The sequence below is a fragment of the Streptomyces sp. NRRL F-5135 genome (assembly GCF_000719775.1).
Lineage (GTDB): Bacteria > Actinomycetota > Actinomycetes > Streptomycetales > Streptomycetaceae > Streptomyces > Streptomyces hebeiensis.
Genome location: NZ_JOHR01000015.1, coordinates 1 through 25,237, shown reverse-complemented (window position 1 = coordinate 25,237; position 25,237 = coordinate 1). Strand labels below are relative to the sequence as shown.

Annotated in this window: 18 protein-coding genes and 2 rRNA genes; 6 read left to right on the top strand and 14 right to left on the bottom strand. The window is 73.8% G+C overall.

Translation table 11 applies throughout. The features are described 5' to 3' along the window. Positions 1-167: 167 nt before the first annotated feature. The 3 genes from IG02_RS36975 to IG02_RS0125490 all read right to left on the bottom strand — a co-directional run bounded on the left by IG02_RS36975 (position 168) and on the right by IG02_RS0125490 (position 6,030). The gene (locus tag IG02_RS36975; RefSeq protein WP_420707793.1) at positions 168-2,615 is read right to left on the bottom strand and encodes a tetratricopeptide repeat protein; all 2,448 of its coding nucleotides are present in this window, start codon (positions 2,613-2,615) and stop codon (positions 168-170) included. A gap of 844 nt (positions 2,616-3,459) precedes the next feature. After that, positions 3,460-4,086, bottom strand: coding sequence for an NUDIX domain-containing protein (locus tag IG02_RS0125495; protein WP_030752648.1), 627 nt, complete (start codon positions 4,084-4,086; stop codon positions 3,460-3,462). Positions 4,087-4,362: 276 nt separating this feature from the next. Beyond that, entirely contained in the window at positions 4,363-6,030 is a 1,668-nt protein-coding gene (locus tag IG02_RS0125490; RefSeq protein WP_030752644.1) for a CTP synthase, read from the bottom strand. Between the two features lie 572 nt (positions 6,031-6,602). On the opposite strand from IG02_RS0125490, the gene IG02_RS0125485 reads away from it, so the two are divergent. After that, a complete protein-coding gene (locus tag IG02_RS0125485) occupies positions 6,603-8,432 on the top strand; it encodes a glycoside hydrolase family 15 protein (protein WP_030752641.1) in 1,830 nt (609 codons plus the stop codon). Between the two features lie 287 nt (positions 8,433-8,719). Further along, the gene (locus tag IG02_RS0125480; RefSeq protein WP_078854811.1) at positions 8,720-10,837 is read left to right on the top strand and encodes a glycosyltransferase; all 2,118 of its coding nucleotides are present in this window, start codon (positions 8,720-8,722) and stop codon (positions 10,835-10,837) included. Between the two features lie 57 nt (positions 10,838-10,894). Here the strand turns inward: IG02_RS0125480 and IG02_RS0125475 are convergent, their stop codons facing one another. The 6 genes from IG02_RS0125475 to IG02_RS39830 form a co-directional block, all read right to left on the bottom strand. After that, on the bottom strand, positions 10,895-11,983 hold the full coding sequence (locus tag IG02_RS0125475; RefSeq protein WP_030752635.1) for a glycosyltransferase family 4 protein: 1,089 nt from the start codon (positions 11,981-11,983) through the stop codon (positions 10,895-10,897). Positions 11,984-12,128: 145 nt separating this feature from the next. Next, positions 12,129-12,944 carry a hypothetical protein gene (locus IG02_RS0125470; protein WP_051765729.1) on the bottom strand — a complete coding sequence of 272 codons (816 nt, stop codon included), beginning with the start codon at positions 12,942-12,944 and terminating at the stop codon, positions 12,129-12,131. Positions 12,945-13,217: 273 nt separating this feature from the next. After that, positions 13,218-14,966, bottom strand: a complete 1,749-nt coding sequence (recN, locus tag IG02_RS0125465; protein ID WP_030752629.1) for a DNA repair protein RecN — start codon at positions 14,964-14,966, stop codon at positions 13,218-13,220. A gap of 268 nt (positions 14,967-15,234) precedes the next feature. Continuing rightward, positions 15,235-16,317 (bottom strand): NAD kinase, encoded by a 1,083-nt coding sequence (locus IG02_RS0125460; RefSeq protein WP_267958536.1) that lies wholly within the window; start codon positions 16,315-16,317, stop codon positions 15,235-15,237. Further along, entirely contained in the window at positions 16,314-17,129 is an 816-nt protein-coding gene (locus tag IG02_RS0125455) for a TlyA family RNA methyltransferase (protein ID WP_030752625.1), read from the bottom strand. The genes IG02_RS0125460 and IG02_RS0125455 overlap by 4 nt, the downstream gene beginning before the upstream one ends. A gap of 49 nt (positions 17,130-17,178) precedes the next feature. After that, on the bottom strand, positions 17,179-17,586 hold the full coding sequence (locus tag IG02_RS39830; RefSeq protein WP_078854810.1) for a hypothetical protein: 408 nt from the start codon (positions 17,584-17,586) through the stop codon (positions 17,179-17,181). A gap of 42 nt (positions 17,587-17,628) precedes the next feature. Here IG02_RS39830 and IG02_RS0125450 point away from each other — a divergent pair, with 42 nt between their 5' ends. Then, positions 17,629-17,976, top strand: coding sequence for a sterol-binding protein (locus IG02_RS0125450; protein WP_030752623.1), 348 nt, complete (start codon positions 17,629-17,631; stop codon positions 17,974-17,976). 98 nt (positions 17,977-18,074) lie between these two features. Here the strand turns inward: IG02_RS0125450 and IG02_RS0125445 are convergent, their stop codons facing one another. Then, positions 18,075-18,974, bottom strand: a complete 900-nt coding sequence (locus IG02_RS0125445; RefSeq protein WP_078854809.1) for an ABC transporter ATP-binding protein — start codon at positions 18,972-18,974, stop codon at positions 18,075-18,077. 55 nt (positions 18,975-19,029) lie between these two features. Here IG02_RS0125445 and IG02_RS39825 point away from each other — a divergent pair, with 55 nt between their 5' ends. Next, on the top strand, positions 19,030-20,001 hold the full coding sequence (locus IG02_RS39825) for a siderophore-interacting protein (protein WP_030752617.1): 972 nt from the start codon (positions 19,030-19,032) through the stop codon (positions 19,999-20,001). A gap of 75 nt (positions 20,002-20,076) precedes the next feature. On the opposite strand, the gene IG02_RS0125435 is transcribed toward IG02_RS39825, so the two are convergent. After that, on the bottom strand, positions 20,077-21,105 hold the full coding sequence (locus IG02_RS0125435; RefSeq protein WP_030752614.1) for an HAD-IIA family hydrolase: 1,029 nt from the start codon (positions 21,103-21,105) through the stop codon (positions 20,077-20,079). A gap of 201 nt (positions 21,106-21,306) precedes the next feature. Between IG02_RS0125435 and IG02_RS0125430 the strand changes: the two genes are divergently transcribed. Then, positions 21,307-22,650 (top strand): DUF1015 family protein, encoded by a 1,344-nt coding sequence (locus IG02_RS0125430; RefSeq protein ID WP_234314912.1) that lies wholly within the window; start codon positions 21,307-21,309, stop codon positions 22,648-22,650. A gap of 112 nt (positions 22,651-22,762) precedes the next feature. Here the strand turns inward: IG02_RS0125430 and IG02_RS42265 are convergent, their stop codons facing one another. Continuing rightward, a complete protein-coding gene (locus IG02_RS42265; protein WP_199814089.1) occupies positions 22,763-23,560 on the bottom strand; it encodes a tetratricopeptide repeat protein in 798 nt (265 codons plus the stop codon). Positions 23,561-23,671: 111 nt separating this feature from the next. Between IG02_RS42265 and IG02_RS43520 the strand changes: the two genes are divergently transcribed. Next, on the top strand, positions 23,672-24,892 hold the full coding sequence (locus tag IG02_RS43520) for a hypothetical protein (RefSeq protein WP_199814091.1): 1,221 nt from the start codon (positions 23,672-23,674) through the stop codon (positions 24,890-24,892). A 6-nt stretch (positions 24,893-24,898) separates the two neighbouring features. On the opposite strand, the gene rrf is transcribed toward IG02_RS43520, so the two are convergent. Beyond that, positions 24,899-25,015, bottom strand: a 5S ribosomal RNA gene (rrf, locus tag IG02_RS0125420). A 144-nt stretch (positions 25,016-25,159) separates the two neighbouring features. Beyond that, positions 25,160-25,237, bottom strand: a 23S ribosomal RNA gene (locus IG02_RS0125415); the annotation flags it as partial.

Here is a 25,237-nt window from a genome sequence, read left to right as displayed (position 1 = left end):
GGGAAGACACCGCACGAATGCACGGCGGAGCCAGTCTAATGAAGGATTTCCCGCTGTCTAGCCTTGTAAAACATCAATCACAATCGGAACTGCCACGGGTTTCACAGGTCGAACCCGGGGTTCCCCTGTTTCCCGCAGGCCGGGGCAGGCAGCCCGCGGGACAGGCCTCACGTCCCTCGCGTCCCGCTCTCCGCCGTCGCCCCCTCCAGCAGCCGCTCGGCCGCGCTGCGGTGGAGGCGGGCGGCCGTCGAGTCGCCGAGCCGGTCCAGGGTGTCCGCGGCCCGGAGCCGGAGCGCGGCCTGGAGCCGGTCGTCCCCGGCCTGCCGGGCCCAGCCGATCGCCTCCTCACAGGTGCGCAGCGACTCGTGCGGCCGGCCCGCGTACTCCTGCACCCGGGCCACCTCGCTCAGGGCGCGCGCCTGGCCCGGAAGGTCGTGGATCCTGCGGTACTCGGCGGTGGCGGCCCGCCAGTCGCGCAGGGCCTCCCCGTACCGGCCGGCGTAGGTGTGCACGGTGCCGAGCCGGCCGTAGAGGCGGGCCGCGTCGGCCCGCTCGCCCCTGCTCAGCCGCTGGGAGAGCGCCCTGCCGTACCAGTCGGCGGCCCGCTGCCAGTCCTGGAGGTCCTGGTGGGCGCCGCCCACGGATTCCATGGCCCGGCCGGTGGCGTAGAGGTCGTTCGCGGCCCGGCCCGCGTCCAGCGCGGCACGGTAGCGCGCGAGCGCGTCACGGGTCCGGCCGGTCCGCGCGTCGAGGTCGCCGAGGTTCAGCAGTGCGGCGGCGCGTTCGCGGTGCAGCTCGCGGCGCTCGGCGATGTCGAGGACGAGCCGGTGCAGCCCGTACAGCTCGGGCGCCGCGGCCTCGGCGCCGTGGTGCGCGGTCAGGGCCCGGACCAGCGCCGCGATCAGCCTGCGGGCCAGGGTGTCCAGCTCGCCGTCGGCGACCGCGAGCCGTGCGGAGGCCAGCAGGGCGGGCAGGTGCGCGCCGAGCCACGCCTCGGCGGCGGCGGCGTGCGGGAAGCGCAGCGTGCGCGGCAGTGTGGCCAGTTTCGCCCGGGCCGGAGAGCCCTCGGGTTCGGTGACCGACCGGCAGGACTGGAGCAGCCGTACGGTCCGCTCCAGCATCCGCGCCCGCGCCAGCTGCATCTCGGCCGGGCGGTCCTTCTCCTCCAGCAGGGCGCGCAGCGTCGGCATGAGCGCGCCCGGCACCAGGTACTGGTCGTCGTGCGCGCCGTGGTGCGCCGCGGCCCGGACACCGCTCGCCCGGAGCAGCCCCAGGGCGGCGAGGTCCTTCAGCAGGACCATGGCGTCGGACACCGAACAGCCGGCCAGCGCGGAGGCGGTGTGGGCGTCGACACGACCGGCGGGCGCGAGCGCGAGCAGCCGCAGGAACCGGGCGGACGACGGCGGCAGCGACTCGTACACCAGCCGGAACGCGCGGGCGAGGGGACGGTCGCCGACGGGGCTGTCCTGGCTTTGCGGCTGTGCGCGCAGGCGCTTGGCCGCGTCGGCGACGGACGTGGTGGGCCGGGCCGCGAGCCAGCCCCCGGCCAGGACGAGCGCGGCGGGCTGACCCGCGCACTCCTCGGCGAGGGACTCGGCGGCCTGCGGATCGACCGTGATCCTTACCTCGCCGGCGAACCGCTCCAGCAGGGCGATGGCGGCCTTGGTGTCCATCCCCCCGATGGTGCAGGGGCGGACGTCGGGAATGCCGGTGAGGGGGCCGGTGGCGACCGCGACCACCAGGCAGTCGGGATTGTCGGGTACCAGCGGGTCCACCTGGCCCGCGTCGCCGGCGTCGTCGAGGAGCAGCAGGACGCGCCGGGCGGCCAGCGCGGCGCGCACCCTCTCGCACAGCTCGTCCTCACCGGCTCCGGGGGGTGTGGGCAGCGCGAAGAAGGTGAGGATCTCGCGGGCGGTGCGCTCGGTGGGGACGGCCTCTCCCCCGGCCTCGGTGAGCCGGGCCCGTACGACGCCGTCCGGATAGGCGTGCGCCAGCCGCGCGGCGAGTTCGTCGGCGAGCGCGGTCCGCCCGGAACCGGGCCGCCCGGCGATCAGCAGCACCCGCGCGCGGGGTTCCTTGCGTCCGGACAGGGTGTTGAGTCCCGCGCGCTCGATGTCCCCGTGCAGGGCCTTGAGCTCGCGCTCGCGCCCGAAGAACGGCCGGCTCCCCGCGGGCGGTCGCCGCCGGGGCCGCCCGGACTCGCCGTCGGCCGCCCGCCTTCGGCCACCGGCCGGGCCCTCGCCGGCCGTACGCTCCGGGGGCCCGGCATCCGCCGCGGCCGCCGCGGAACCGTCTGCGGACGCCTCGGCCGGGAAGCCGTCACCGGCGGGAGCCCCCTCGTCGGCCGTACCCCCGGCCGCCTCGGCGGAGTCGGGGCGGGGGCCGGGATCCCCGGACCCGGCTCCGGCGGGGCCCGCGAAGTCAGGGGCTCGCCCCGGTCCGCCACTCGCGGACGGAAGATCCGCCCCGGCCGAACCGAGCCCGCCCGGGGCCGGTTCCGAGAGGTCAGGATCACGATCCGTCCCGTCGCTCCCGGTCCGGCTGCCGGTCCCGGCCCGACCGGGCCCGTCGGCGGGCGCTGTCCGCCCGTCGCCGTGCCCGGCGGAGTCGGTCACCGGCTCCCGGCCGTCGAGGGCCGTACCCACGGGACCGGTGCTCGCCGCGACGCCGCCAGGGCGGCCCCCGGTGCCGTCGCCGGGCTCTTCGTCGGACGCGGCAGCGGGACCGTCGGCCCCCGGCCCGGCGCCCCGCGCGGCCGGCTCCCCGCTGCCGGGGGGAGCGCCGACGGGTTCCGGGCCGGGCGCGCTCGCGCCCTCGGCCGGGTCGCCGGACGCCGGCTCCGGCCCCCCGAGTCGGCCTTCCGGGCCGCCCGGCTCGGTGCCGTCCTGGTCTGTGCCGTCCGGTACCGGCTCCGTGCCGGCGTCGCCGGGTGCCGTACGACGACGGCGGCGGACCTCGGCCAAGCCGAGGTCCGCCGCCGTCATGTCACTGCCGCGGTCGCCGTCGACCGCGCCCGCGGGCTCATCCGGGACGTTCACCCGGGCCGTACCTTTCGTCTCGGACGTCGTGGAACACGCCGCCGAACGCTTCGTCCCGAACGACGGCCCATCAGATTCTGCCACTCCCGCGGTGGCCCGCCCCGCGTCCCGGGAGCCGGCCGCCTCCACCGTCCGATCGGTCGCCTGATCCGTCACGGCCACGCTCCGTCCGCCTGCGCACGAGCCGAGCCCGCCGGGTCCCCGCACGGGCGGTCCGAGCCTAGTTCACGCTCTGCGACCGGACCGTCGCAGCGGGGCCGGGGCGTCCCCCGACCGGGTCAGTCATATCGTCGTATCAGTACGGCGATATGACCGACCCGGTCGGCACCATCGATCCGGCGGCGCCGACGCCCCGAAAGCCGCCCGGCGACGAGAGACGTCCGCTCGGGCCCGGTCGCTCAGCGCGCGCGAGCCGTGCCGCTCAGGACTCGAACGGCCGGGCGGGCCACGGCGCCTCCGCCGGCCTCAGCGCCTCGATCCCGTCCCCGGCCCGCGCCGCCGTCAGCGCCAGCACCCCCACCGCCAGGCAGTTGTTGTGCAGTTCGCCCGCGAGCACGCCCCGGACCAGGTCGGCCAGGTCCACCCGGGCGAGCTCCATGTCCGCCTCTTCCTCCGCGACCGCGAAGCGCTCCCCCTCCGCCTCGGACAGGTCCCGGGCGAGGAAGACGCGTACCGCCTCGTCACAGCCGCCGGGCGTCGTGTAGACGTCCACCAGCACCCGCCAGTCCTCGGCCTTGACGTGAGCCTCCTCGTACAGCTCGCGCTGCGCCGCGTGCAGCGGGTTCTCGCCCGGTACGTCGAGCAGCCCGGCCGGGATCTCCCAGAGCTTCTGCCGCACCGGGTGCCGGTACTGGCGCAGCACGATGACCCGGTCCGCGTCGTCCAGCGCGAGGATCGCCACGGAACCGGGGTGGACCTGGTAGTCCCGCGCGTGGACCGAGCCGTCGGGCATGACCACGTCGTCCGTGCGGACACTCGTCTTGTTTCCGCGGAAGGGTGTCGAGGTGGCGGTGACCCGCCATTCCTCGGGGGCGTCCTCGATGGTCATGAAACCGTCCTCCCACACAGCGGCGCACAAGCGGAAACCGGGGTACCGGTCGTGGATGCCCGTACCCCGGCTCCACCGTATCGCCTGCGCCGGGCGCCCAGGCCCGGGGCGGCCGAGCCCGGCCCGGCCGGCCCGGTGGCCCGGAACGCGAGCCGCGGGCCCCGGAAGCCGGGCCCTGGCACGGGCCCCCGGCACATGACAGGGGCGAAGCCCCCGGTGCGGGGGCCGGGCTCCCGGGGCCGGCCGGCCCCGGGAGCCCGGCGTCGGGCCCGTCCGTCAGGCCCGACCCGCGCCGCCCTCCTTGCGCTCCACCGCCGCCTTCACCAGCCCCGCGAACAGCGGGTGCGGACGCGTCGGCCGGGAGCGCAGCTCCGGGTGGGCCTGGGTGGCGACCAGGTACGGGTGGGTCGCGCGCGGGTACTCGACGTACTCGACCAGCTTGTTGTCCGGGGAGGTGCCCGAGAAGACCAGCCCCGCCTTCTTCTCCAGTTCCGCACGGTAGGTGTTGTTGACCTCGTAGCGGTGGCGGTGACGCTCCTCCACGTACGGCTGGTCCTCGTACACCTCGCGCACGATCGAGCCCTCCGCGAGCTTCGCCGGATAGAGCCCGAGCCGCATCGTGCCGCCCAGGTCGCCCGCGCCCTCCACGTACGCCAGCTGCTCCTCCATCGTGGAGATCACCGGGTGCGAGGTGCCGGAGTCGAACTCCGTCGAGTTCGCCTCGGGGATCTCCACCAGGTTGCGCGCGGCCTCGATCACGATGCACTGGAGGCCCAGGCAGATGCCCAGCAGCGGGATCCGCTGCTCACGGGCGAACTGGATGGCGCCCACCTTGCCGGTCACCCCGCGCTCACCGAAACCGCCCGGGATCAGCACGCCGTCGACGTCGCCCAGCTGCTTCGCGGCGCCCGCCGGCGTCTTGCAGTCGTCCGAGGTGACCCACTTCACCTTGACCCGCGCCCGGTTGGCGAAGCCGCCCGCTCGGAGGGCCTCGGTCACCGACAGGTAGGCGTCCGGCAGGTCGATGTACTTGCCGACCAGGGCGACGGTCACCTCGTGGTCGGGGTTGTGGACGCGGTCGAGCAGGTCGTCCCAGACGGTCCAGTCGACATCGCGGAAGGGAAGGTCGAGCTTCCGGACGACATAGGCGTCCAGCCCCTCGGTGTGCAGGACCTTCGGGATGTCGTAGATCGACTTGGCGTCCACGCACGCCACGACCGCGTTGTCGTCCACGTCGCACATCAGCGAGATCTTGCGCTTGATGGACAGCGGCACGTCGCGGTCGGCGCGGAGCACGATGGCGTCCGGCTGGATGCCGATGTTGCGCAGGGCCGCGACCGAGTGCTGGGTCGGCTTGGTCTTCAGCTCGCCGGAGGGACCGATGTACGGGAGCAGGGAGATGTGCACGACGAAGACGTTGTCGCGGCCCACCTCGTGGCGCACTTGGCGGACGGTCTCCAGGAACGGCAGCGACTCGATGTCGCCGACCGTGCCGCCGACCTCGGTGATCACGACGTCGACGTCACCGGTCGCCATCCGCCGGATGCGGTGCTTGATCTCGTTGGTGATGTGCGGAATGACCTGGACGGTGTCACCCAGGTACTCGCCGCGCCGCTCCTTGGCGATGACCTGCGAGTAGACCTGACCGGTGGTGACGTTGGCCGAGCCGTCGAGGTCGACGTCGAGGAAACGCTCGTAGTGACCGATGTCCAGATCGGTCTCCGCCCCGTCGTTGGTGACGAACACCTCACCGTGCTGGAACGGGTTCATCGTGCCGGGGTCGACGTTCAGGTACGGGTCCAGCTTCTGCATGGTCACCCGCAGTCCGCGCGCCTTGAGCAGCGCGCCCAGGCTGGAGGCGGTCAGGCCCTTGCCGAGGGATGATGCGACACCCCCGGTGACGAAGATGTGCTTGGTCGTCGAGGACGAGGATCGATTCGGCATGGCCAAGGCGGTGCTCCCGTGGTCGCGGTTCGAGGTGCGTACCGGACGCCCCTGTCGGTTCCGGACCGGATCCGCAGACGGCTGTGCCTCTGACGATCTGGTCCGACGGAGTCCGAGGGTTCCAAGGGTTCCGAGGAGGAACGTCCGTCGCTGCGGGGTCGGGGCCCCAGTCGCGTCGCAGGAGTCCACCGGTCCACGGGCTACCAGGGTATCAGCGCCGCGGGGGAGGCTGGTTCCGGTACGGCCCGCTCCGGTGCGGGCCGGCCCCGGGCCCGGCACGGTCCGGTACGGCGCGCGGCGAGGTTTCCGGCCCGGCTTGCACAGGAGCGCTCACACGAGTCACCCTGTTCCCCGCGCGGCACCCGGGCCCACCCGTTCGGCGGGCCGGCGTTGTCGGGAGCGTGCCGGCCGAAGCGCTTGCCGCGTCGTATCCTGCTCGGACATTCGCCGCCGAGCCGGGACGGCACAGGACAATCAGGACCGGCGCCGAGCACCGTCGGCCCTCCCGGAATTTCCCGGAACAGAAGCTCGTCAACGACCCTTGACCGCAGAAAGAGCCCTCCGGGGCGACCATGGCCGTTCGACTGGAGACACACGTGGCCGGGCGCATCGAGGATTACGCACTCATCGGAGACATGCAGACCGCGGCACTGGTCTGCCGGGACGGCACGGTCGACTGGCTGTGCCTGCCCCGCTTCGACTCGCACGCCGTGTTCGCGGCGCTGCTCGGGACCGAGGAGCACGGGTTCTGGCGGCTGGGGCCCGTGCACGCCGCGGACGACGCGGCGCCGACCGCCACGCGGCGCCGCTACCGCGGGGACTCCCTGATCCTGGAGTCGGAGTGGGACACCCCGCGCGGCACGGTACGGGTGACCGATTTCATGCCGCCGCGCGACGGCGCCCCGCAGCTGATCCGGATCGTGGAGGGCATCAGCGGCCGCGTCCCGGTGCGGTCCGCGCTGCGCATGCGCTTCAGCTACGGCCGGATCGTGCCCTGGGTCCACAGGGTGGACGACACCCGCACGGTGGCCGTGTCCGGGCCGGACTCCATCTGGCTGGACACCGAGGCGGAGACGTACGGCGAGGAGCTGACGACGTACTCCGACTTCATGGTGTCGCCGGGCGAGCGGGTCGCCTTCACCATGAGCTGGGAGCCCTCGCACAAGCAGCCGCCCGCGCTGCCCGACCCGGAGGGTTCGCTGGAGGCGACCGCCGACTTCTGGCGCGAGTGGGTCGAGCACTGCACGTACCACGGCCCCTACCGGGAGGCCGTGATCCGCTCGCTGATCACGCTCAAGGCGCTCACCTACGCCCCGACGGGCGGCATCGTCGCCGCGCCCACCACCTCCCTGCCGGAGGAGATCGGCGGCGTACGGAACTGGGACTACCGCTACACCTGGCTGCGCGACGCCGCGATCACCCTCTCCTCTCTGCTGCGCACCGGCTACCGCGAGGAGGCACGCGCCTGGCGCGAATGGCTGCTGCGCGCGGTCGCGGGCGACCCGGAGAACCTCCAGATCATGTACGGCATCGCGGGCGAGCGCGAACTGGGCGAGGCGGAGCTGGACTGGCTGCCGGGCTACGAGAACTCGTCCCCGGTCCGGGTCGGCAACGGCGCGGCGCACCAGCTCCAGCTGGACGTGTACGGCGAGGTCACCGAGGCGCTGCACCTGGCGCACATGACGGGCCTGTCCCGCAACGACTACGCCTCCGTCCTCCAGCTCAAGCTGATCCACTACCTGGAGGACCACTGGGACGAGCCGGACGAGGGCATCTGGGAGGTGCGCGGGCCGCGGCGGCACTTCGTGCACTCCAAAGTGATGGCCTGGGTGGCGGTCGACCGCACGATCAAGCTGATCGAGTCGGGTGACGTCGACGGGCCGCTGGAGCGCTGGCGCGAGCTGCGCGACGACATCCACCGCGACGTCTGCGAGAAGGGGTACGACAAGGAGCGGAACACCTTCACGCAGTCCTACGGCTCCCCGGAGCTGGACGCGTCGCTGCTGCTCATCCCGCAGATGGGTTTCCTGCCGCCGGACGACAAGCGGGTCATCGGCACGATCGAGGCGGTCCAGCGGGAGCTGTCCACGCCGGACGGGTTCGTGCTGCGCTACCCGACCTCGGACGGGGACGGCTGCGTGGACGGCCTGGCGGGCGAGGAGGGCGCGTTCCTGGCCTGCTCGTTCTGGCTCGCGGACGATCTGGCGATGATCGGCCGGGTGGACGAGGCACGGAAGCTCTTCGAGAAGCTGCTGGCGCTGCGGAACGACCTGGGACTGCTGGCGGAGGAGTGGGACTCCGCCGCCCAGCGGCAGGTCGGGAACTTCCCGCAGGCGTTCAGCCATGTGCCGCTGATCGACACCGCGCTGCGCCTGACGGCGTCCGGAGCGTACGGCGGCTGACGCGCCGGCGCGCCGCGCGCCACTCACTCCCGGCTCCCCCGTCGCCTTCGGCACGGGGGAGTTCCGCGTCATGGGGACTCCATCCACTGCCGCCCCGGCCTGGGCACCACATGCTCTGATCAGTGAAGGCCGCATGGTCAGATGGTGAAGAGTTGTCAAATTCGACTGTTAATCTGACAGTCGCGGGCGCGGCACTGCTTGTGGTCCCTGCGACCGGCACCCTGCCGCGCGTCTGTTCCGCGGTTCTCATTCTTCCTGCCACGAGAAGGTGGAGTGTCTTGAGCGGTGTGCCGGAGACGGCTGTTCCCGACGTCACTGTGATAGTCGGGGCGTACAACGCGATGCCTTACATGACCCGGTGCGTGATGTCCGTGGTCGAGCAGACCATCGGCGACGGCCGGGTCGAGCTGGTCGCCGTCGACGACGGGTCGACGGACGGAACGGGCGCCGAACTGGACCGGCTGGCCGAGAAGTTCCCCGAGGTGGTGCGCGTCGTGCACCAGGCCAACTCCGGCGGTCCTTCGGCCCCGCGCAACGCCGGTCTCGACCTGGCCCGCGGGCGGTACGTCTTCTTCCTGGACGCCGACGACCACCTCGGCCCCGAGGCCCTGGAACGCATGGTGGCCATGGCCGACGCCCAGGGATCCGACGTGGTGCTCGGCAAGATGGTGGGAATCGGCGGGCGCAACGCACCCCGCTCGATGTTCCGGCGCAACCAGCCGAAGGCGGACCTGTTCGCCTCGCGCGTGTACTGGACGCTCAGCCCGCTCAAGCTGTTCCGGCGGGAGATGATCGAGCGCCTGGGACTGCGCTTCCGTACCGACCTGCGGGTCGGTGAGGACCAGCCGTTCGTCGCCATGGCCTATCTGCGCGCCGCCGTTATCTCGGTGGTGGCCGACTACGACTGCTACTACTGGGTCGAGCGCGAGGACGGCAACAACGTCACGCTGACCACGCGGGGGACGCACCCGCGGCTGCGCTTCCTCTCCCTGATGTTCGACCTGCTGTCCCGGGAGGTGGCGGCCGGGCCGAACCGTGATCTGCTGGTGCGCCGCCACCTCGAGGTGGACCTCAACGGTGTGCTGCACCACCTGGTGCGCGAGACCGATCCCGAGAGACGGGAGTCCGCGGCCACCGAGACAAGACGGATGCTCGACCGGTGGTACACCGATGAAATCGCCGCGCGGCTCGCCCCGATGACCCGGCTGCGCCTCCACCTGGCCGGTCGCGGCATGCTGGAGGAATTGCGGGAGGTCATCGCCTTCGACCGGTCCGGCCCGAAGGAACGGGTCGTCGTCGACGGCGGCCGGGCCTTCGGCGCGTATCCCTATTTCCGCGACCCCTCGCGCGCCGTTCCGGACAGCTGCTACGACATCACCGACCGGCTGCCCGTGCGCCACCGGCTGGACATCGCGGCCCTGGCCGGAACCTGTCTGCGGCTGAGCGGACACGCCTACATCGACCGGGTCGACACCCGCGAGGCGGCCGTCGATGTCGTCCTGCGCGAGCGGGGAAGCCGTACCGAGTACCGCTTCCCCGCCGACCTCGACCCCGCCCACGCCCCGGAGCAGGCCGAGCCGGTCCGCACCGACGGGGAGCACCCGACCGCCGGGGAGAACCCGCCCCCCGGGGAGCACCCGTACGACTACGGACTGGCCGGGTTCAGCGCACGGATCGACATCGCCACGGCGGCGGACGGCCGGCATCTGCCCCGCGGGCTCTGGGACGTCCACCTGCGGGTGCGCGGCCAGGGCATCGAGAAGGAGGTACGCGTGGGCAACCGGCGTGCCGAGGGCGTCGACACCCGGCCGCTGCCCCGTCTCACCCGCACCGCCGACGGAACGACCCGGACCGTCACGCCCTACTACACCACGCCCCAGGGCGACCTGACGCTCGACGTGGGTCAGCTGCGGCACCCCCTGCGCTCGCGGGTGCGGGTGCGCGGGACCGCGTGGGCGGCGGACGCCCCCGGGGTCCTGGTGCTCACGGGCCACGCCGACATCGCCGGACTCACCGCGGCCGACCTCGTCGTCCGGGCCGACCGCGCCGGTCACACGGTCGGCCTCGGAGCCTTCCAGACCGGAGTCCTCACCGCCCCGGGTCCGTTCGAGCTCCGCGTCGACCTCGCCCGGGCCGTCGCCTCCCGCTCCCTGGAGACGGGCGAGTGGGAGCTGTCCCTGGTCCTGCCCCTGACGGACGCGCCCCTGACGTTTCCCGTACCGGACGAGCCCGGCCTGCCCCCGGCACGCTTCCGGCAGCGCGCCCTGCCCGCCTACGCCAAACCGCTCCCGGGCCGGGACTCGCTCACACTCCGTTTCGGCGTCCTGGACCCGGTCGCCGGCGTACGACGCCGACTGCGCATACCGAGGAGCCGCACGCTTCCCCCGCGCGGAAGCAGGCTCTAGAGCACGCCTCGTACGACCGCACGCCCTCCCCGGGCCAGGAGCCGGGGAACGGCGGTCCTATCGAGGGCACCAGGGCTGGGTGAGTTCGTCGTACACGCTCAGTACGTGCGCGATCGTCTCGTCCTCCGTGGGCCAGGTCGCCGCCTGCGCGCGGCCGGCCGCGGTCAGGCGGCGGCGCGCGGCCGGGTCGGCCAGGAGCCGCAGTACGGCGTGCGAGAGGGCCGGCGCGTCCCCGTACGGTACGAGTACGGCCGCGTCCCCGACCAGGTCGGGGGTGCCGCCCACCGCCGTGGCGACCAGGGGTACCCCGAGGCGCAGGGCCTCCCGCGCGAGGACGGAGCGGGCCTCCCAGCGGCTCGGCAGGACCGCGAGGTCGGCGGCGGCGAGGAGTTCGGGGACGTCGTCGCGGCGGCCGAGCAGCCGCACGGGCAGGTCGGCGGCGTCGATACGGCGCTGGAGCCCGGCGCGTTCCCTGCCGTCCCCGGCGACGACGACCAGCGGCGCCGGGTCGAGGCCGCGCCAGGTGCCGGCCGCGTCCAGCAGCGTGTCGTACCCCTGGCCCTGTTCGAGGCCGCCGACGGCCATCAATAACGGACGTTCGACGGCGCCGAGTTCGGCCCGCGCCTTGTTCTCCGGACCGGGGGCCGGAAAACGGGCGCCGGGCAGGGCGACGGGGGCGAGCCTGGCGTCCCGGGCGCCCGCGCGGCGGGCCCGGTCGACCAGCTCCGAGGACGTACCGAGCACCACCGTCGCCGCCCGTACGGCCCGCCTCTCCAGCAGCCGCGGCAGTCCGCCGCGCACCCCGGTCGCCCGGGAACGGGTGTGGAGCGTGACGACCAGCGGAACCGGCCGGCCGCCGAGCGCCACCACGGCCCGTACGGCGGCGTGCAGGCCGTGCGCGTGCACCACGTCCGCACCGGCGCACGCCGCGCGCAGCGCCGCGACCGGCGCCGGAGCCGCGCGCCGGGGCACGGTGACGTACTGGGCCCCGCAACCGCCGAAGTCGTGGGCGTGTTCCAGTTCTTCCGGGGCACAGACCGTCACGCGCACTCCCCGGGCGACCAGACCCGCCGCCAGCGAGCGGACGTGCGCGCTGCTGCCCGCACTGCCACCGCCCAGCACCTGGACCGTACGCAGTTGTGTCACGTGGGCAAGGCTCCTGGACTCGGGTGGGGGCGGGGACGGGGGACTGCGCCAAGGATGCCAGCCCGCACGCACGTTCCGGCACTGTCGGGGCGTCGTTCTCGCGTCGGGCGCCGCGACTCCGCCGCGACTCCGCACCCGCGAACACTCACGCGGGTGAGTGTGGATGACTCCGCGAGGCGGTGGCCGGGCCGGTCGCCGACCGGCTGGTCCTGTCACCGTACGCCGTCGCCGCGATGACTCCCAGTGCGTGAACGGCCAACCCGGCCCGGCCGTTCCCCACCACGGCCGCCACCCCGAGTGCGGCGCCCAGCGCGTGCGCGCCGGCGTCACCGAGCATGGTGCGCTCGCCGAGGTCGTCCAGGACGACGGCGGCGGCCGCGCCCACGGGAACGGCGGCGAACGCCCCGGCCGGGCCGCGGCGCAGCAGCCCGGGCACGGCCAGGGCCAGCACCCCGAGACCGGCGCGGCCCGGCCGTACGTCCAGCAGGTTCACGCAGTGCGCGGCGCCCGCCACCACGACCGCGGCCAGCAGCCGGTCGGCGGGCCGTTCCTTGAGCAGCGCGGCGGCCCCGAGCGAGGCCGCGCCGATACCGAGGAGTTTGACCGCGCCACCGGTCACCTCGCCGCGCCGCAGCGCCCCGAGGTGTGCCCGGAAGCCCCGTCGCGGGTCGTCGGCCCCGACCGCGTCGTCGTACGCCCCGCACGCTCCGGCGGCGAGCACGACGAGGGCCGCGGCGGGCGCGGTGCGCGCGGCGGACGAGCTCCCGGCGAGAACCGTCCCGGCGGCGGCACCGAGCGCGGTCGCCGGTCCGGCGTAGAGGTCGACCGTACGTCCGGCGTAGTTGCTCCGCCGCCAACGCGCGGACGTACCCGGCGCGCGGGTACGGAGCGCCTGGTACACGGCGCGGGTGGTGGCGAGAGCGGTGACGCAGACGGCGGTTCTGCCGCGGCTGGCGGTCATGCGCCAAGCGTAGGCGCGCCGGGCGCGGTGCCTGCACCGGGCGTCCCCGCGGTTGCCGTCCCCGGGCCGGGGGGACCGGCGACTCCCGTGCGCACCGAGCGCACCAGTGGTAGGGAAAACGTTCCGGCGAACGCGACGGGGTCCGCCCCGCGCGGAGCCGGCACACCATACTCCGCCGGACGGCGAACCGTGCCCCTCCGGCGGCGCGGCCGACCTGAGACGTCCCGCCCCGCCGGAGGCGCGAACCGCACCCCCGCCGGACGGCGGCCCCGCTCAGCCCGCCGCGCCCCGCGCCGTCGCCAGCAGTTCCTCCGCGTGTGCCCGGGCCGTCTCCGAGTCCTCCTGGCCCGCCAGCATCCGCGACAGTTCCCGTACCCGGTCCTCCCCCTCCAGCACGGTCACTCCCGACCGCGTCACCGAGCCGTCGTTCGTCTTCTCGACCAGCAGCTGACGGTCCGCGAACGCCGCGACCTGCGGAAGGTGGGTCACCACGACGACCTGCGCGGAGCGGGCCAGCTCCGCGAGCCGGCGGCCGACCTCGACCGCCGCCTTGCCACCGACACCCGCGTCGACCTCGTCGAAGAGGTACGTGGGCACCGGGTCGGACCCCGCGAAGACGACCTCCACCGCGAGCATCACCCGCGACAGCTCACCCCCGGACGCGCCCTTGGCGATCGGTCGCGGCTGGGCGCCCGGGTGGGGGGCGAGCAGCAGCTCGACCTCGTCCACGCCGTGCGGCCCGTACCCGACCCACCGGCCGCCGACCTCGACACCGGACGCCTCGTCCGCCGCCTCGGTCTGCCGGATGTCGAACGAGACGCGCGCGTGCGGCATCGCCAGCGAGGCCAGCTCCGCCGTGACCGCGTCGGCGAAGCGCGCCGCCGCCTCCGTGCGGGCGTCCGTCAGTGCCTGGGCCAGCTGGGAGAGTTCGGACCGGAGCCGGTCCCGCTCCGCCGTCAGCTCCTCGATGCGGTCGTCGTCGCTCTCCAGCTCCGTCAGCCGCGCCGCGCCGCGCTCCGCCCAGGCCAGGACGGCCGTGATGTCCTCGCCGTACTTGCGGGTGAGTCCGGTGAGCGCGGCCCGCCGCTCCTCCACCGCGGTCAGGCGCAGCGGGTCGGCGTCCAGGTTGTCCGCGTATCCGGCGAGTTCGCCCGCCACGTCCGTCAGCAGGATGGAGATCTCCCCCATCCGGTCCGCGAGGCCGGCGAGCGCCGCGTCATGGGCCCGCACGGCCGCCAGCGCGCGGCCCGCCCCCGCGACGAGCGTCGTCGCGTCGACGCCCTCCGGGTCCTCCGGGTCGCCCGCGAGGGCAGCGTGCGCCAGGGCGGCGGCGGACGCCAGGGCTTCGGCGTGGCCGAGCCGCTCGGCCTCGGCGGCGAGCTCGGTGTCCTCCCCGGCCCGTGGCTCGATCGCCGCGATCTCGTTCAGCCCGAAGCGCAGCAGATCGGCCTCCTGCGCCCGCTCGCGCGCCCGCGTGGTCAGCTCCTCCAGCTCGGTGGCGACGGCCCGCAGCCGGACGTAGGCGGCCGTGTACGCCGCCTGCGGCCCGGCCACCGCCTCGCCCGCGTACCGGTCGAGGGCGCCCCGCTGCCGGGCGGGGCGCAGCAGCCCCTGCTGGTCGGTCTGTCCGTGTACCGCGACCAGGTCGTCGGCCAGTTCCGCGAGCACGCCCACCGGTACCGAGCGCCCGCCGAGATGGGCGCGCGAACGACCCTCGGCCGAGACGGTTCTGCTGATGAGCAGCGCCCCCTCGTCCAGCTCCGCGCCGGCCTCCTCCGCCCGTACGGCAGCGGGGTCGCCGGCGGACAGGGCCAGCCGCCCCTCCACCACCGCCGACTTGGCGCCGATCCGCACGAGGGCGGGATCGGCCCGCCCGCCGAGCAGCAGCCCGAGGCTGGTGACGACCATGGTCTTGCCCGCGCCTGTCTCACCGGTCACCGCGGTGAAGCCGGGTGAAAGCTCGACGACAGCGTCGTCGATGACCCCGAGCGACCGTATCCGCATCTCCTCCAACACGGTCATGACCATACGAGGTCCGGAGCCCGTCGTGCGACGGCCCCCACCCCAGGTTCCCCCGTCCGGGCAGTGCGGCGGCACTTCCGTGACCGGGTTCCGCGCGGTGTACGCGGCGGTGCTCCCGGCCCGGTACGCGCCTCGGCACGCACCCGGGTACGCGGCGCGATGTGCGCCCGGGCACGTGGCCCGGCAAGTGACCGGGTGCGCGGGAGACGGGTGCGAACGACGTCCCGGCCCACGCGGTCTCCCGGCACCCGCCCCACGGCGTGGCCGCTCAGTGCGGCGCCCCGCGCCACCCCGACACCGGCAGCGCGAACTTGGCCACCAGCCGGTCCGTGAACGACGCGTGGTGCAGCCGCGCCAGCCGTACGGGCACGGCACCACGGCGCACCTCGACCCGCGCGTTCTGCGGCAGTTCGACCATCCGGCGCCCGTCGCACCACAGCACCCCGGTCGGCGTCTGTGACTGCACCTCCACCGCCAGCACCGTGGTCGGCGATGTCACCAGCGGCTTGGCGAACAGGGCGTGGGCGCTGATGGGCACCATCAGCAGCGCCTCCACCTCGGGCCAGACGACCGGCCCGCCGGCCGAGAAGGCGTACGCCGTCGAGCCGGTGGGGGTCGCGCACACGATCCCGTCGCAGCCGAACCCGGTGACCGGGCGGCCGTCGATCTCCAGGACCACTTCCAGCATCCGCTCGGCCGAGTCCTTCTGCACGGCCGCCTCGTTCAGCGCCCAGTCCGTGTGGACCACGTCGCCGTTGCGGTGCACGACGACGTCAATCGTCATCCGCTCCTCGACCTCATACGCACGAGTGACGACCCGTTGGACGACCTTGTCCAGATCGTCCCGTTCCGCCTCCGCGAGGAAGCCGACCCGGCCCAGGTTGACCCCGAGCATGGGGACCCCGGACGCCCGCGCGAACGCGGCGCCGCGCAGCAGCGTCCCGTCGCCGCCGAGCACGATCAGCAGTTCGCAGCCGTCGAGCACGCCGGGGTCGTCCTCGGCGACCGTCTTGACGGACGGCGGCAGCGGCAGATCGGCGGCCTCGGTGGCCAGCACCCGTACGCCCAGACCGCTGCGCACCAGGCCGTTCACGACCAGTTCGGCGCTGCGGACCGCGGCGGGCCGGCCGGTGTGTGCCAGCAGGAAGACGGTGCGCTCCTCGTGCGCCGTGCCCTCGGGGGCGGTGTGCGTCCCGCGCGCGGAGCACTCGGTGCAGGCGCCGTCCGCGTTGTCCGCGCTCGCCGTGTTCCCCGCGTTCGCCCTTGTGTCCGCGCTCGCCGTGGTGTCCGTGTTCTCCGTGGTGCCCGCGACGCGCTCGGCGCCGGTGGCAGCTGCGTTCTTCGTGGTCAACGGGGTCCCTCCGCCACTGCGCGGTCGACATCGGCCGGATCCAGCTCGGGCGCTCCGGAGCGGAGCCACAGAAAGTACTCGACATTCCCGGCGGGACCGGGCAGCGGACTGGCGGTGACGCCTCGTACGCCGAGACCGAGTTCACCCGCCTGTCCCGCCACGGTCCGTACGGCCTCCGCGCGCAGCTCGGGGCTGCGCACGACTCCCCCACTGCCCAGGCGTTCCTTGCCGACCTCGAACTGCGGCTTGACCATCAGCAAGAGATCGGCGTCGGGCGCGGCACAGCGCGCCAGCGCGGGCAGCACGAGGCCCAGCGGAATGAACGACAGATCTCCCACAATGAGATCCACTGGCTCACCTTCGATCGCGTCGAGCGTCAACTCACGTACGTTCGTACGGTCCTTGACGGTGACGCGTTCATCGCTGCGCAAAGACCAGGCGAGTTGGCCGTACCCCACGTCCACGGCGACGACGTGCGCGGCCCCTGCCCTCAGCAGCACATCGGTGAACCCGCCGGTGGACGCCCCCGCGTCGAGCGCCCGCCGGCCGGTGACGCCGAGGCCCAGCGGGGTGAAGACCGCCAGCGCGCCCGCGAGCTTGTGCCCGCCGCGCGAGACGTAGTCGGGGTCGGCGTCGTCCTCGGTGACGACGACGGCCGCGCTGGTCTCGACCTGGGTGGCGGCCTTGGTCGCGGTGGCGCCGCCGACGGTCACCCGGCCCGCGGCGATCAGCTGGCTCGCGTGCTCGCGCGAGCGCGCGAGGTTGCGGCGTACCAGCTCGGCATCGAGACGGCGGCGTGCCAGTCCAGCCACGTTCGGTTCAGCTCCTGTGGTCGTACGCGAGAGAGGTCACCGGGGCCCGTCAGCCGGTCCGGCGCGCGCCCGGCGCCCCCGGGACCGGTGGTGTTGGTGGTGCCGGCGGCCCCGGCGGCCCCGGGCGTGCGTCGAGCGCGGTCAGCGCGTCGCGCAACCCCTGATGTACATCCTCGTACACCTCGGCATGGCCCTGAACAGGGAGGTGGTCGGCGTCTGCCAGCCTGGCCAGCCGCTCGTCGACCTCGGAGTGGCCGGTCGGGGCACGCTCCACACCGAGCGGCGCGGGCGCCGCCGGTTCGTACGCCGAGGAACCAGGCGCCCCCGACCCCCGCCCCGGCTCCTCGCCGGATGCCCGCGCCGGTTCGCCGGGTGCCTGCGCCGGTGCCTGGCCAGGGGCCTCCTCCGGTGAGCGGCCCGGCGCCCGCCCGGCCGGTCCCGTCATCGAGTCGTCCATGCCAAGACGCTACCTCGAAGCCGTGCGGTACCGTCGGCTCCGATGGCGACCATGGAGGAGTGCCGCAGCGCACTCGACAAGCTCTCGGACAACCTGGCCCAGGCGGACGGCAAGGTCCGCACCGCGGCCGGGCTGGACCGTTCCCTCAGCTGCCACATCACTGATCTCGACGTGACGTTCAGGGGCCGTCTCACGGCGGGCCGGATCGAGGTGGCGGACACCGTGGCCGGCCCGCCACCGGAGAAGGCTCAGATCCGGCTTGCGATGACCGGTGACGACCTGGTCGCGATGGTGGACGGCGAACTGCACTTCGCCCGCGCCTGGGGCGCGGGCCGGGTGCGGCTGGAGGCCGGGATCCTCGACCTGGTGCGCCTCAAGTCGCTGCTCTGACGGGCGCGGCACCTCGTGGCGGCGTCCTTCCGACGGCGCACTCGTGGCGGCGCCTCGTGACGAGGTCCCAGGGGCGGGAGCTGCGGCCGGCGTCCAGGTCATTTCTCCGGCGCGGCGCCGGCCGACGGTGCGAGGGAGGCCGGGGTGGGCTCGGTGTACGTGGCCGCCCCGGGTCCGCCACCGGCCGGGGCATCCGCGCCCGAGGCCGCCCGCCGGGCCCGGCGGGCGGCCGGGACCACCAGCGGAGTGCCCGTCTCCGGGTCGTCGATGACCTGGCAGCGCAGCCCGAACACCTCCTCCACCCGCTCCGCCGTCACGACCTCCGCCGGCGCGCCCTCGGCGACGACACGGCCGTCGCGCATGGCGATCAGGTGGGTCGCGTACCGGGCGGCGTGATTGAGGTCGTGCAGGACGGCCACCAGTGTGCGGCCCCGCGTCTCGTGCAGTTCGGCGCACAGGTCGAGTACGTCGATCTGGTGCTGGATGTCGAGATACGTGGTGGGCTCGTCCAGCAGCAGCAGCGGTGTCTGCTGGGCGAGGGCCATCGCGATCCACACGCGCTGGCGCTGGCCGCCGGACAGTTCGTCGACATGGCGGTCTGCGAGCTCGCCCACCCCGGTCGAGGCCATCGACTCCTCGACGATCCGCTCGTCGAGCGGCGACCACTGGCGCAGGAGCCCCTGGTGCGGGTACCGCCCGCGCGCGACCAGGTCGGCGACCGTGATGCCGTCGGGCGCCGTGGAGGACTGCGGCAGCAGGCCGAGGGTCCTTGCCACCTTCTTCGCGGGCATCGTGTGGATGGCCGCGCCGTCCAGCAGGACCTGCCCCCGTGAGGGCTTCAGCATCCGGGAGAGAGCCCGCAGCACGGTCGACTTGCCGCAGGCGTTGGGACCGACGATCACCGTGAACGAGTGGTCGGGGATCTCCACGGACAGATCGCGGGCGATGACCCGCTGGTCATAACCGAGGGTCACCGATTCCGCGGTGAGGCGCTGCATGGTCGTACTCCTGGGGACTGTCGAGCGACGCGAGGTTAGGTTAGCCTACCCTCGCATGAGGAATGACGCCCCCTTCCAGTTCTTCTCCGTCGAGGTGCTCCGCACGGAGCGTGTCACGCCGGCCATGGCCCGGATCACCCTGGGGGGTGAAGACGTGGCGCGTATGGCGACGGCGGGACGCGACCAACGAGTGAAGCTGTTCTTCCCGCACCCCGGCCAGGACGCCCCGGTCATGCCGGACTCGGACCGGACCGACTGGTACGACGCCTACCGCGAGCTGGATCCGGCGGTACGCGGCATCATGCGGACGTTCACGGCGCGCGAACTGCGCCGCGATCCCGACGAACTGGTCATCGACTTCGCCCTCCACGGACCGTCCGCCCCACACGGACCGTCCGAGCCGCACGGACCCGACGAGGGCGGCGGTGGTCTCGGAAGCGACAGAGGCGGCACGGCCCTGGCCGGCGCCCCGTCCGGCGGGGAGGACGCGGCGCCCGTTCCGACGGCCGCCGCCGACGCCGCGTCGGGCCCGGCCTCGCGCTGGGCCAGGTCCGCCCGCCCCGGCGACCGCATCAGTGTCCTGGCCCCCGTGTACGAGGAGAACGCGGGCTACGACTTCCGGCCGCCGGACGGCACCGACTGGATCCTGCTGGCCGCCGACGCCTGCGCGCTCCCCGCCGTCGCGGGCATCCTCGAAACGCTGCCCCCGGGCGTCCCCGCCCGCGTCTGGGTCGAGGTCCCCGACCGGGCCGACCGCCAGGACCTCCCGACCAAGGCCGACGCCGAGATCACATGGCTCACCCCGCACGCGCACCCGTTCCCGGCCACCGCGGCGGCGATCAGCGCCGCGGCCCTGCCGGACGGTACGCCGTACGCGTGGGTCGCCGGCGAATCGGCCACGGTGAAGGCGGTACGGCGCCACCTCGTCCGGGACCGCGGCTTCGACCGGGGAAGGGTCAAGTTCAGCGGCTACTGGCGCCGGGGCGCCTCGGAGGACCACCTGACGGCCGTCGGGGACGACGCGTAGGGGCACGGGCCGGAACGGTGCGTGGCGGGCGCGGGCGCGCCGGGAGACGAGGGACCGGGTGGGAGCGGGGGCCGCTCACAGTCCCAGCCGCGCCAGCGCCTTCCCCGCGTCCAGCCCGCAGCCGCCGTCCTCCGCCTCCGTCCAGGCCGCCGCGCACAGTGCCCGCAGCCCGTCGGGCGCCCGGCCGTCCCCGTCCAGCACCAGGGCGCCCCCGGCGGCCGACGCCGTCCACCCGCCGCACGCGAAGCCACCGCCGGCCTCCGTCACCTCCGGCTGGCCGGTCAGCAGACCGCGCAGGTCCTCGTCCACGTACGTGGGCCGGTGCCGGGGCTCGGCGGCGAGCAGCGCCGCCGCGTCGGTCACGCCGGTCAGCACGAGCAGCGAGTCCACACCGCCGTTGAACGCGCCCTCGATGTCCGTGTCCAGCCGGTCACCGACGACCAGCGCCCGCTCGGCACCCGTGCGCAGAATCGTCTCCCGGTGCATCGGGGGCAGCGGCTTGCCCGCGACCCGCGGCTCGGCGCCGGTGGCGATCCGTACCACCTCGACCGCCGCGCCGTTGCCCGGCACGATCCCCCGCGCGCTCGGAATGGTCAGATCCGTGTTGGAGGCGAACCACGGCACACCCCGGTTGACCGCGTGGCACGCCTCGGCGAACCGCCCCCAGGTGATGTCCGGGCCGCCGTAGCCCTGCACCACGGCCGCCGGGTCGTCGTCCGCGGAGTCCACGGGCTCCAGACCGCGCTCGCGCAGGGCGACCCGCAGCCCCTCGCCCCCGATGACCAGCACCCGGGACCCCGGCGGGACCGACTCCGCGATCAGCCGGGCCACCGCCTGCGCCGAGGTGATCACATCGACGGGCGCGGCCGGCACGCCCAGTTCCGTCAGGTGTTCCGCGACGACGTCGGGCGTGCGCAGCGCGTTGTTGGTGACGTACGCCAGTCTCATCCCGGCGTCCCGCGCCTCCCGGAGCGACTCGACCGCGTGCGGGATGGCCTCCCCACCCGCGTACACGACGCCGTCGAGGTCGAGCAGAGCCGTGTCGTACGCCTCATGCAGCGCGCTCGCGCTCCCGCTCGGGCTGGTCCTGCTCCGCTGGCTCATGCGTCGTCCGTTCCTCGGCTCGGTCGGTCTCCTCCGATCATCGCGCATCTCCACGGGCGCACATACGATGCGTCAATGTCCACAAAGACGGCAGGTCCCACAGGTCCGGGCCCAAAAGGTCCGGGCCCGGCAGGTCCAGCGCCGGCAGGCCGGGGTCCCACGGGCCCGGGTCCGGCGGGTCCGGAAGTCGAAGGCAAAGGGCTGCGGCTGGCACCGTTCCGCGGGCTGCGCTACGTCCCCGAACGGGTCGGCAGCCTGTCGGCGGTGACCTCGCCGCCGTACGACGTCGTGGTCAGGCCCGACGGACTGCACCACCTGGAGTCGGCGGACCCGTACAACATCGTCCGGCTGATCCTCCCGCAGGCCGCCACCGCGGCCGAGCGGCACCGCCAGGCGGCGCGCACCCTGGGCCGGTGGCTGACCGAGGGGGTACTCGCCCCCGATCCGGAACCGGCGTTGTACGTGTACGAGCAGCGCAAGGGCGACCTGCTCCAGCGCGGGGTCATCGGCGCGCTGGCGCTCTCCCCGCCCGAGGACGGGATCGTGCTGCCGCACGAGGACGTGATGGCGGAGGTGGTGGCGGACCGGGCGGCGCTGATGCGTACGACGTCGGCGAACCTGGAGCCCCTGCTGCTGACGTACCGCGGCGAGGACGGCGCGGACCACGCCGCGGACGCGCTCCTCACGCACCGGCCCGCACACGACACGGCGGCCGGCTCCGCCCCGCCCGCCGGCGGCCCTCCGGTGGGCGGCGGCTCCGGTACGAACGCCGTGATCGAGCGCACCGTACGGCGTCCCCCGCTCCTCGCCACCACCACCGAGGACGGCTTCGGCCACCGGCTGTGGTCGGTCACGGACCCCGGCGACCTGGCGGACATCACCTGCGACCTCGCCGACCACCAGGCGCTCATCGCCGACGGCCACCACCGCTGGGCGACCTACCTGCGGCTGCGCGGCGAGCACTCCGCCACCGGCCCCTGGGCCTACGGGCTGGTCCTGCTGGTCGACACGGCCCGCTACCCGCTCCAGGTCCGTGCCATCCACCGGCTGCTGCGCGCACTGCCGGTCGACCGGGCGCTCGCGGCCGTCGACGGCGCGTTCCGCGTCCGTACGGTCCCCGGTCCGCTGCCCACGGCACTCGAAGCCCTGGCGGAGGCCGCCGCGACGGGCAACGCGTTCCTGCTCGCGGGCGACGGCGGCTTCCACCTCCTCGACCGCCCGGACGACGGCCTGCTGAGCCGTACGGTCCCGGCCGGTCCGCCGGCCGCCTGGCGGCAACTCGACGCGGCCGTGCTGCACTCCACCCTCCTGGATCACATCTGGCGGATTCCGGACGACCCCGACCACATCGCGTACATCCATGACGCCGAGGCGGTCGTCACCCAGGCGGAACGCCACGGCGGTACGGCGGTCCTGATGCATCCGGTGCGCGAGGAGGTCGTACGGGAACTGGCGCGTCAGGGCGTCACCATGCCGCGCAAGTCCACGTCGTTCGGGCCGAAGCCGGCGACGGGACTGGTGCTGCGCAGCCTCACCCAGGGCTGAGGCGCGAGCGGACATACGCGTGGGCGGGCGGGAACAGCCGGTTCCGGTGTTCCCGCCCGCCCACGGACGTCATGGCGGCATGGCCGCGTACCGCCCATGCCGCCGTACGAGGTCAGGACGTGCTGTTTCCGTTCCTGTCCTCGTCCTCGTTCTTCTCGCCCTTCTCGTCCTTCTCGCGCTCTTCCTGCTTGTCCTCGGGGTTCTCGATGGCGGCCGAGGAGGGGACGCCCTCGTCGGCCACGGTCTCGTCGCCCTCGACATCCACCTCGTCGTCAGCGGCCAAGGCGTCGACGAACTCGACCCCGTCCAGCTCGGCGAGCCGGTCCGAGGCGTCCGTGGCCCCGTCCTTGTCCGACTCGACCGTCTTGGCGAACCACTCCCGCGCCTCGTCCTCGCGGCCGCTCGCCAGCAGGGCGTCGGCGTACGCGTACCGCAGCCGTGCGGTCCAGGGCTGCACGGAGTTCGACGCCAGCTCGGAGCTCTGCAGGGTCACGATCGCGGCATCGAGCTGTCCCATGTCGCGGCGCGCGCCGGCCGCCACGAGACGCATCTCGACCTGCCCGGCCTTGTCGAGCTTCTGCACCTCGGGCTCACCGGCCATCGCCAGCGCCCGCTCGGGACGACCGAGGCCCCGCTCGCAGTCCGCCATGACGGGCCACAGATCGACATTGCCGGTCATCCGCCGGGCGGCACGGAATTCGGCCAGCGCCTCGGTGTACTTCTGCGTCGCGTACGCGGCGAAGCCGGCGGCTTCCCGTACGGCCGCGACGCGCGAGGCCAGCCGGAGCGCCACCCGTGAGTACCCGTAGGCCTTCTCGGGCTCCTCGTCGATCAGCTTGGCGACCATGACGAGGTTGCGGGCGACATCGTCGGCGAGCGTCTTCGGCAGGCTCATCAGCTCCTGCCGCACATCCTTGTCGATCTCGTCACCCGTGACGTCCTCGGGGATCGGCAGCCGCTTGATGGGCTCGCGGTCACGATCGCGGTCACGGTCGTCGCGCCGCTGGTAGCCGCCCCCGCGGTGGTCGTCACGGCCACGGAATCCGCCGCGTCCGCCACGGTCCCGGTCGTCGCGGCGCCCGTACCCGCCACCACCGCCGGGGCGCCCGCCGCGGTCGTCGCGGCGTCCGTATCCGGCGCGGTCGTCGTCACGACGGGGCCTTCCGGCGGGCCGGTCGTCGCGGCGGAAGCCGGGACGGTCATCGCGTCGCTCGTCGCGCCGGTCGTCACGGCGCTCGTCCCTGCGGAACCCGCCGGGCCGGTCGTCACGGCGCCCGAAGCCTCCGCCCCGGCTGTCCTCGCGGCGGAAGCCACCGCGTTCACCGTCACGGCGGGGCGCGCTCGGGCGATCGTCGCGGCGGAAGCCGGGACGGTCGTCACGACGGTGGTCCTCACGACGGTGCTCGTCGCGCGGGCGGTCGTCGCGGCGGAACCCGCCGGGCCGGTCGTCGCGGCGCCCGTAGCCGCCACCGCCGCCGGCCGAGGGCCGCGCACCACGGTCGTCGTAACGACGCGGCCCACTGGAGCGGTCACTCCGGCGGTCATCGCGGCGGTCGTCACGGCGGTCGTCGCGCCGGAAGGCCGGGCGCTCGTCACGCCGGTCATCCCGGCGCTCGTCACGCCGGTCGTCACGCCGGAAGGCCGGGCGCTCGTCACGCCGGTCGTCGCGGCGCTCGTCACGCCGGTCATCGTGGCGGAAACCCCCGCGGTCGTCGTAACGACGGGGCGCGCTCGGCCGGTCGTCCCTGCGCGGACCACGGTCCCTGTCCCGGTCGTCGCGCCGCCCGTACGCGCCCCCACCGGACGGGCCGCCGGACGGCCGAGCCCCCCGGTCACCACGCGGGGTCCGCTCGTCATCACGCCGGAAGCCACCGGGCCGGGAGTCGCGCCCGCCACGGTAGCCGCCACCGCCGCCGGTGCCACCGCTACCGTTACCCCGGTAGCCCTCCCGGCGGTTGTCGTCGTCTCGCCGGAAGCCGCCACGGTCCCGGTCGTCGCGCCGCGGTCCGCGCGCGCGATCGTCACGGCCTCCGCGGAAGCCGCCCCGGTCGCCACCGCTGTCCCTGCGACGCTCTTCGCGCTCAGGACGGTCGTCAGAGGAGTTGGGGGACATCGGTGGGGCTCCTGTCTTCGGGTACCGCAGTCATTCTCGCGCAGTCGGCCTTCCGCTGCGCTCCAGGAAAAAACTCAAAAACAAAAAGGACCTTTGGTCCAGCATGAACGCTGGACCAAAGGTCCTTGAAAGATTGTTCGGCGGCGTCCTACTCTCCCACAGGGTCCCCCCTGCAGTACCATCGGCGCTGTAAGGCTTAGCTTCCGGGTTCGGAATGTAACCGGGCGTTTCCCTCACGCTATAACCACCGAAACCCTATCGGGCTTCGTCCCGTGAAAAACCGGGACATCGGCACTAGCGAACAAGCACACTCTTCAATTGATGTACTGAAGTAATACTGGTTCAACCGGTGCGACTGTTCGCAACCCGGGAACCACACAGTGGACGCGAGCAACTGAGGACAAGCCCTCGGCCTATTAGTACCGGTCAACTCCACCAGTCACCTGGCTTCCATATCCGGCCTATCAACCCAGT

Excerpts from the sequence above, each read along its gene's own strand:
- IG02_RS0125495 (WP_030752648.1), bottom strand. The coding sequence starts at position 4,086 with ATGACCATCGAGGACGCCCCCGAGGAATGGCGGGTCACCGCCACCTCG.
- IG02_RS0125490 (WP_030752644.1), bottom strand. The coding sequence starts at position 6,030 with ATGCCGAATCGATCCTCGTCCTCGACGACCAAGCACATCTTCGTCACC.
- IG02_RS0125485 (WP_030752641.1), top strand. The coding sequence starts at position 6,603 with ATGGCCGTTCGACTGGAGACACACGTGGCCGGGCGCATCGAGGATTAC.
- IG02_RS0125470 (WP_051765729.1), bottom strand. The coding sequence starts at position 12,944 with ATGACCGCCAGCCGCGGCAGAACCGCCGTCTGCGTCACCGCTCTCGCC.
- recN (WP_030752629.1), bottom strand. The coding sequence starts at position 14,966 with ATGACCGTGTTGGAGGAGATGCGGATACGGTCGCTCGGGGTCATCGAC.
- IG02_RS39830 (WP_078854810.1), bottom strand. The coding sequence starts at position 17,586 with ATGGACGACTCGATGACGGGACCGGCCGGGCGGGCGCCGGGCCGCTCA.
- IG02_RS0125450 (WP_030752623.1), top strand. The coding sequence starts at position 17,629 with ATGGCGACCATGGAGGAGTGCCGCAGCGCACTCGACAAGCTCTCGGAC.
- IG02_RS0125445 (WP_078854809.1), bottom strand. The coding sequence starts at position 18,974 with ATGCAGCGCCTCACCGCGGAATCGGTGACCCTCGGTTATGACCAGCGG.
- IG02_RS39825 (WP_030752617.1), top strand. The coding sequence starts at position 19,030 with ATGAGGAATGACGCCCCCTTCCAGTTCTTCTCCGTCGAGGTGCTCCGC.
- IG02_RS0125435 (WP_030752614.1), bottom strand. The coding sequence starts at position 21,105 with ATGAGCCAGCGGAGCAGGACCAGCCCGAGCGGGAGCGCGAGCGCGCTG.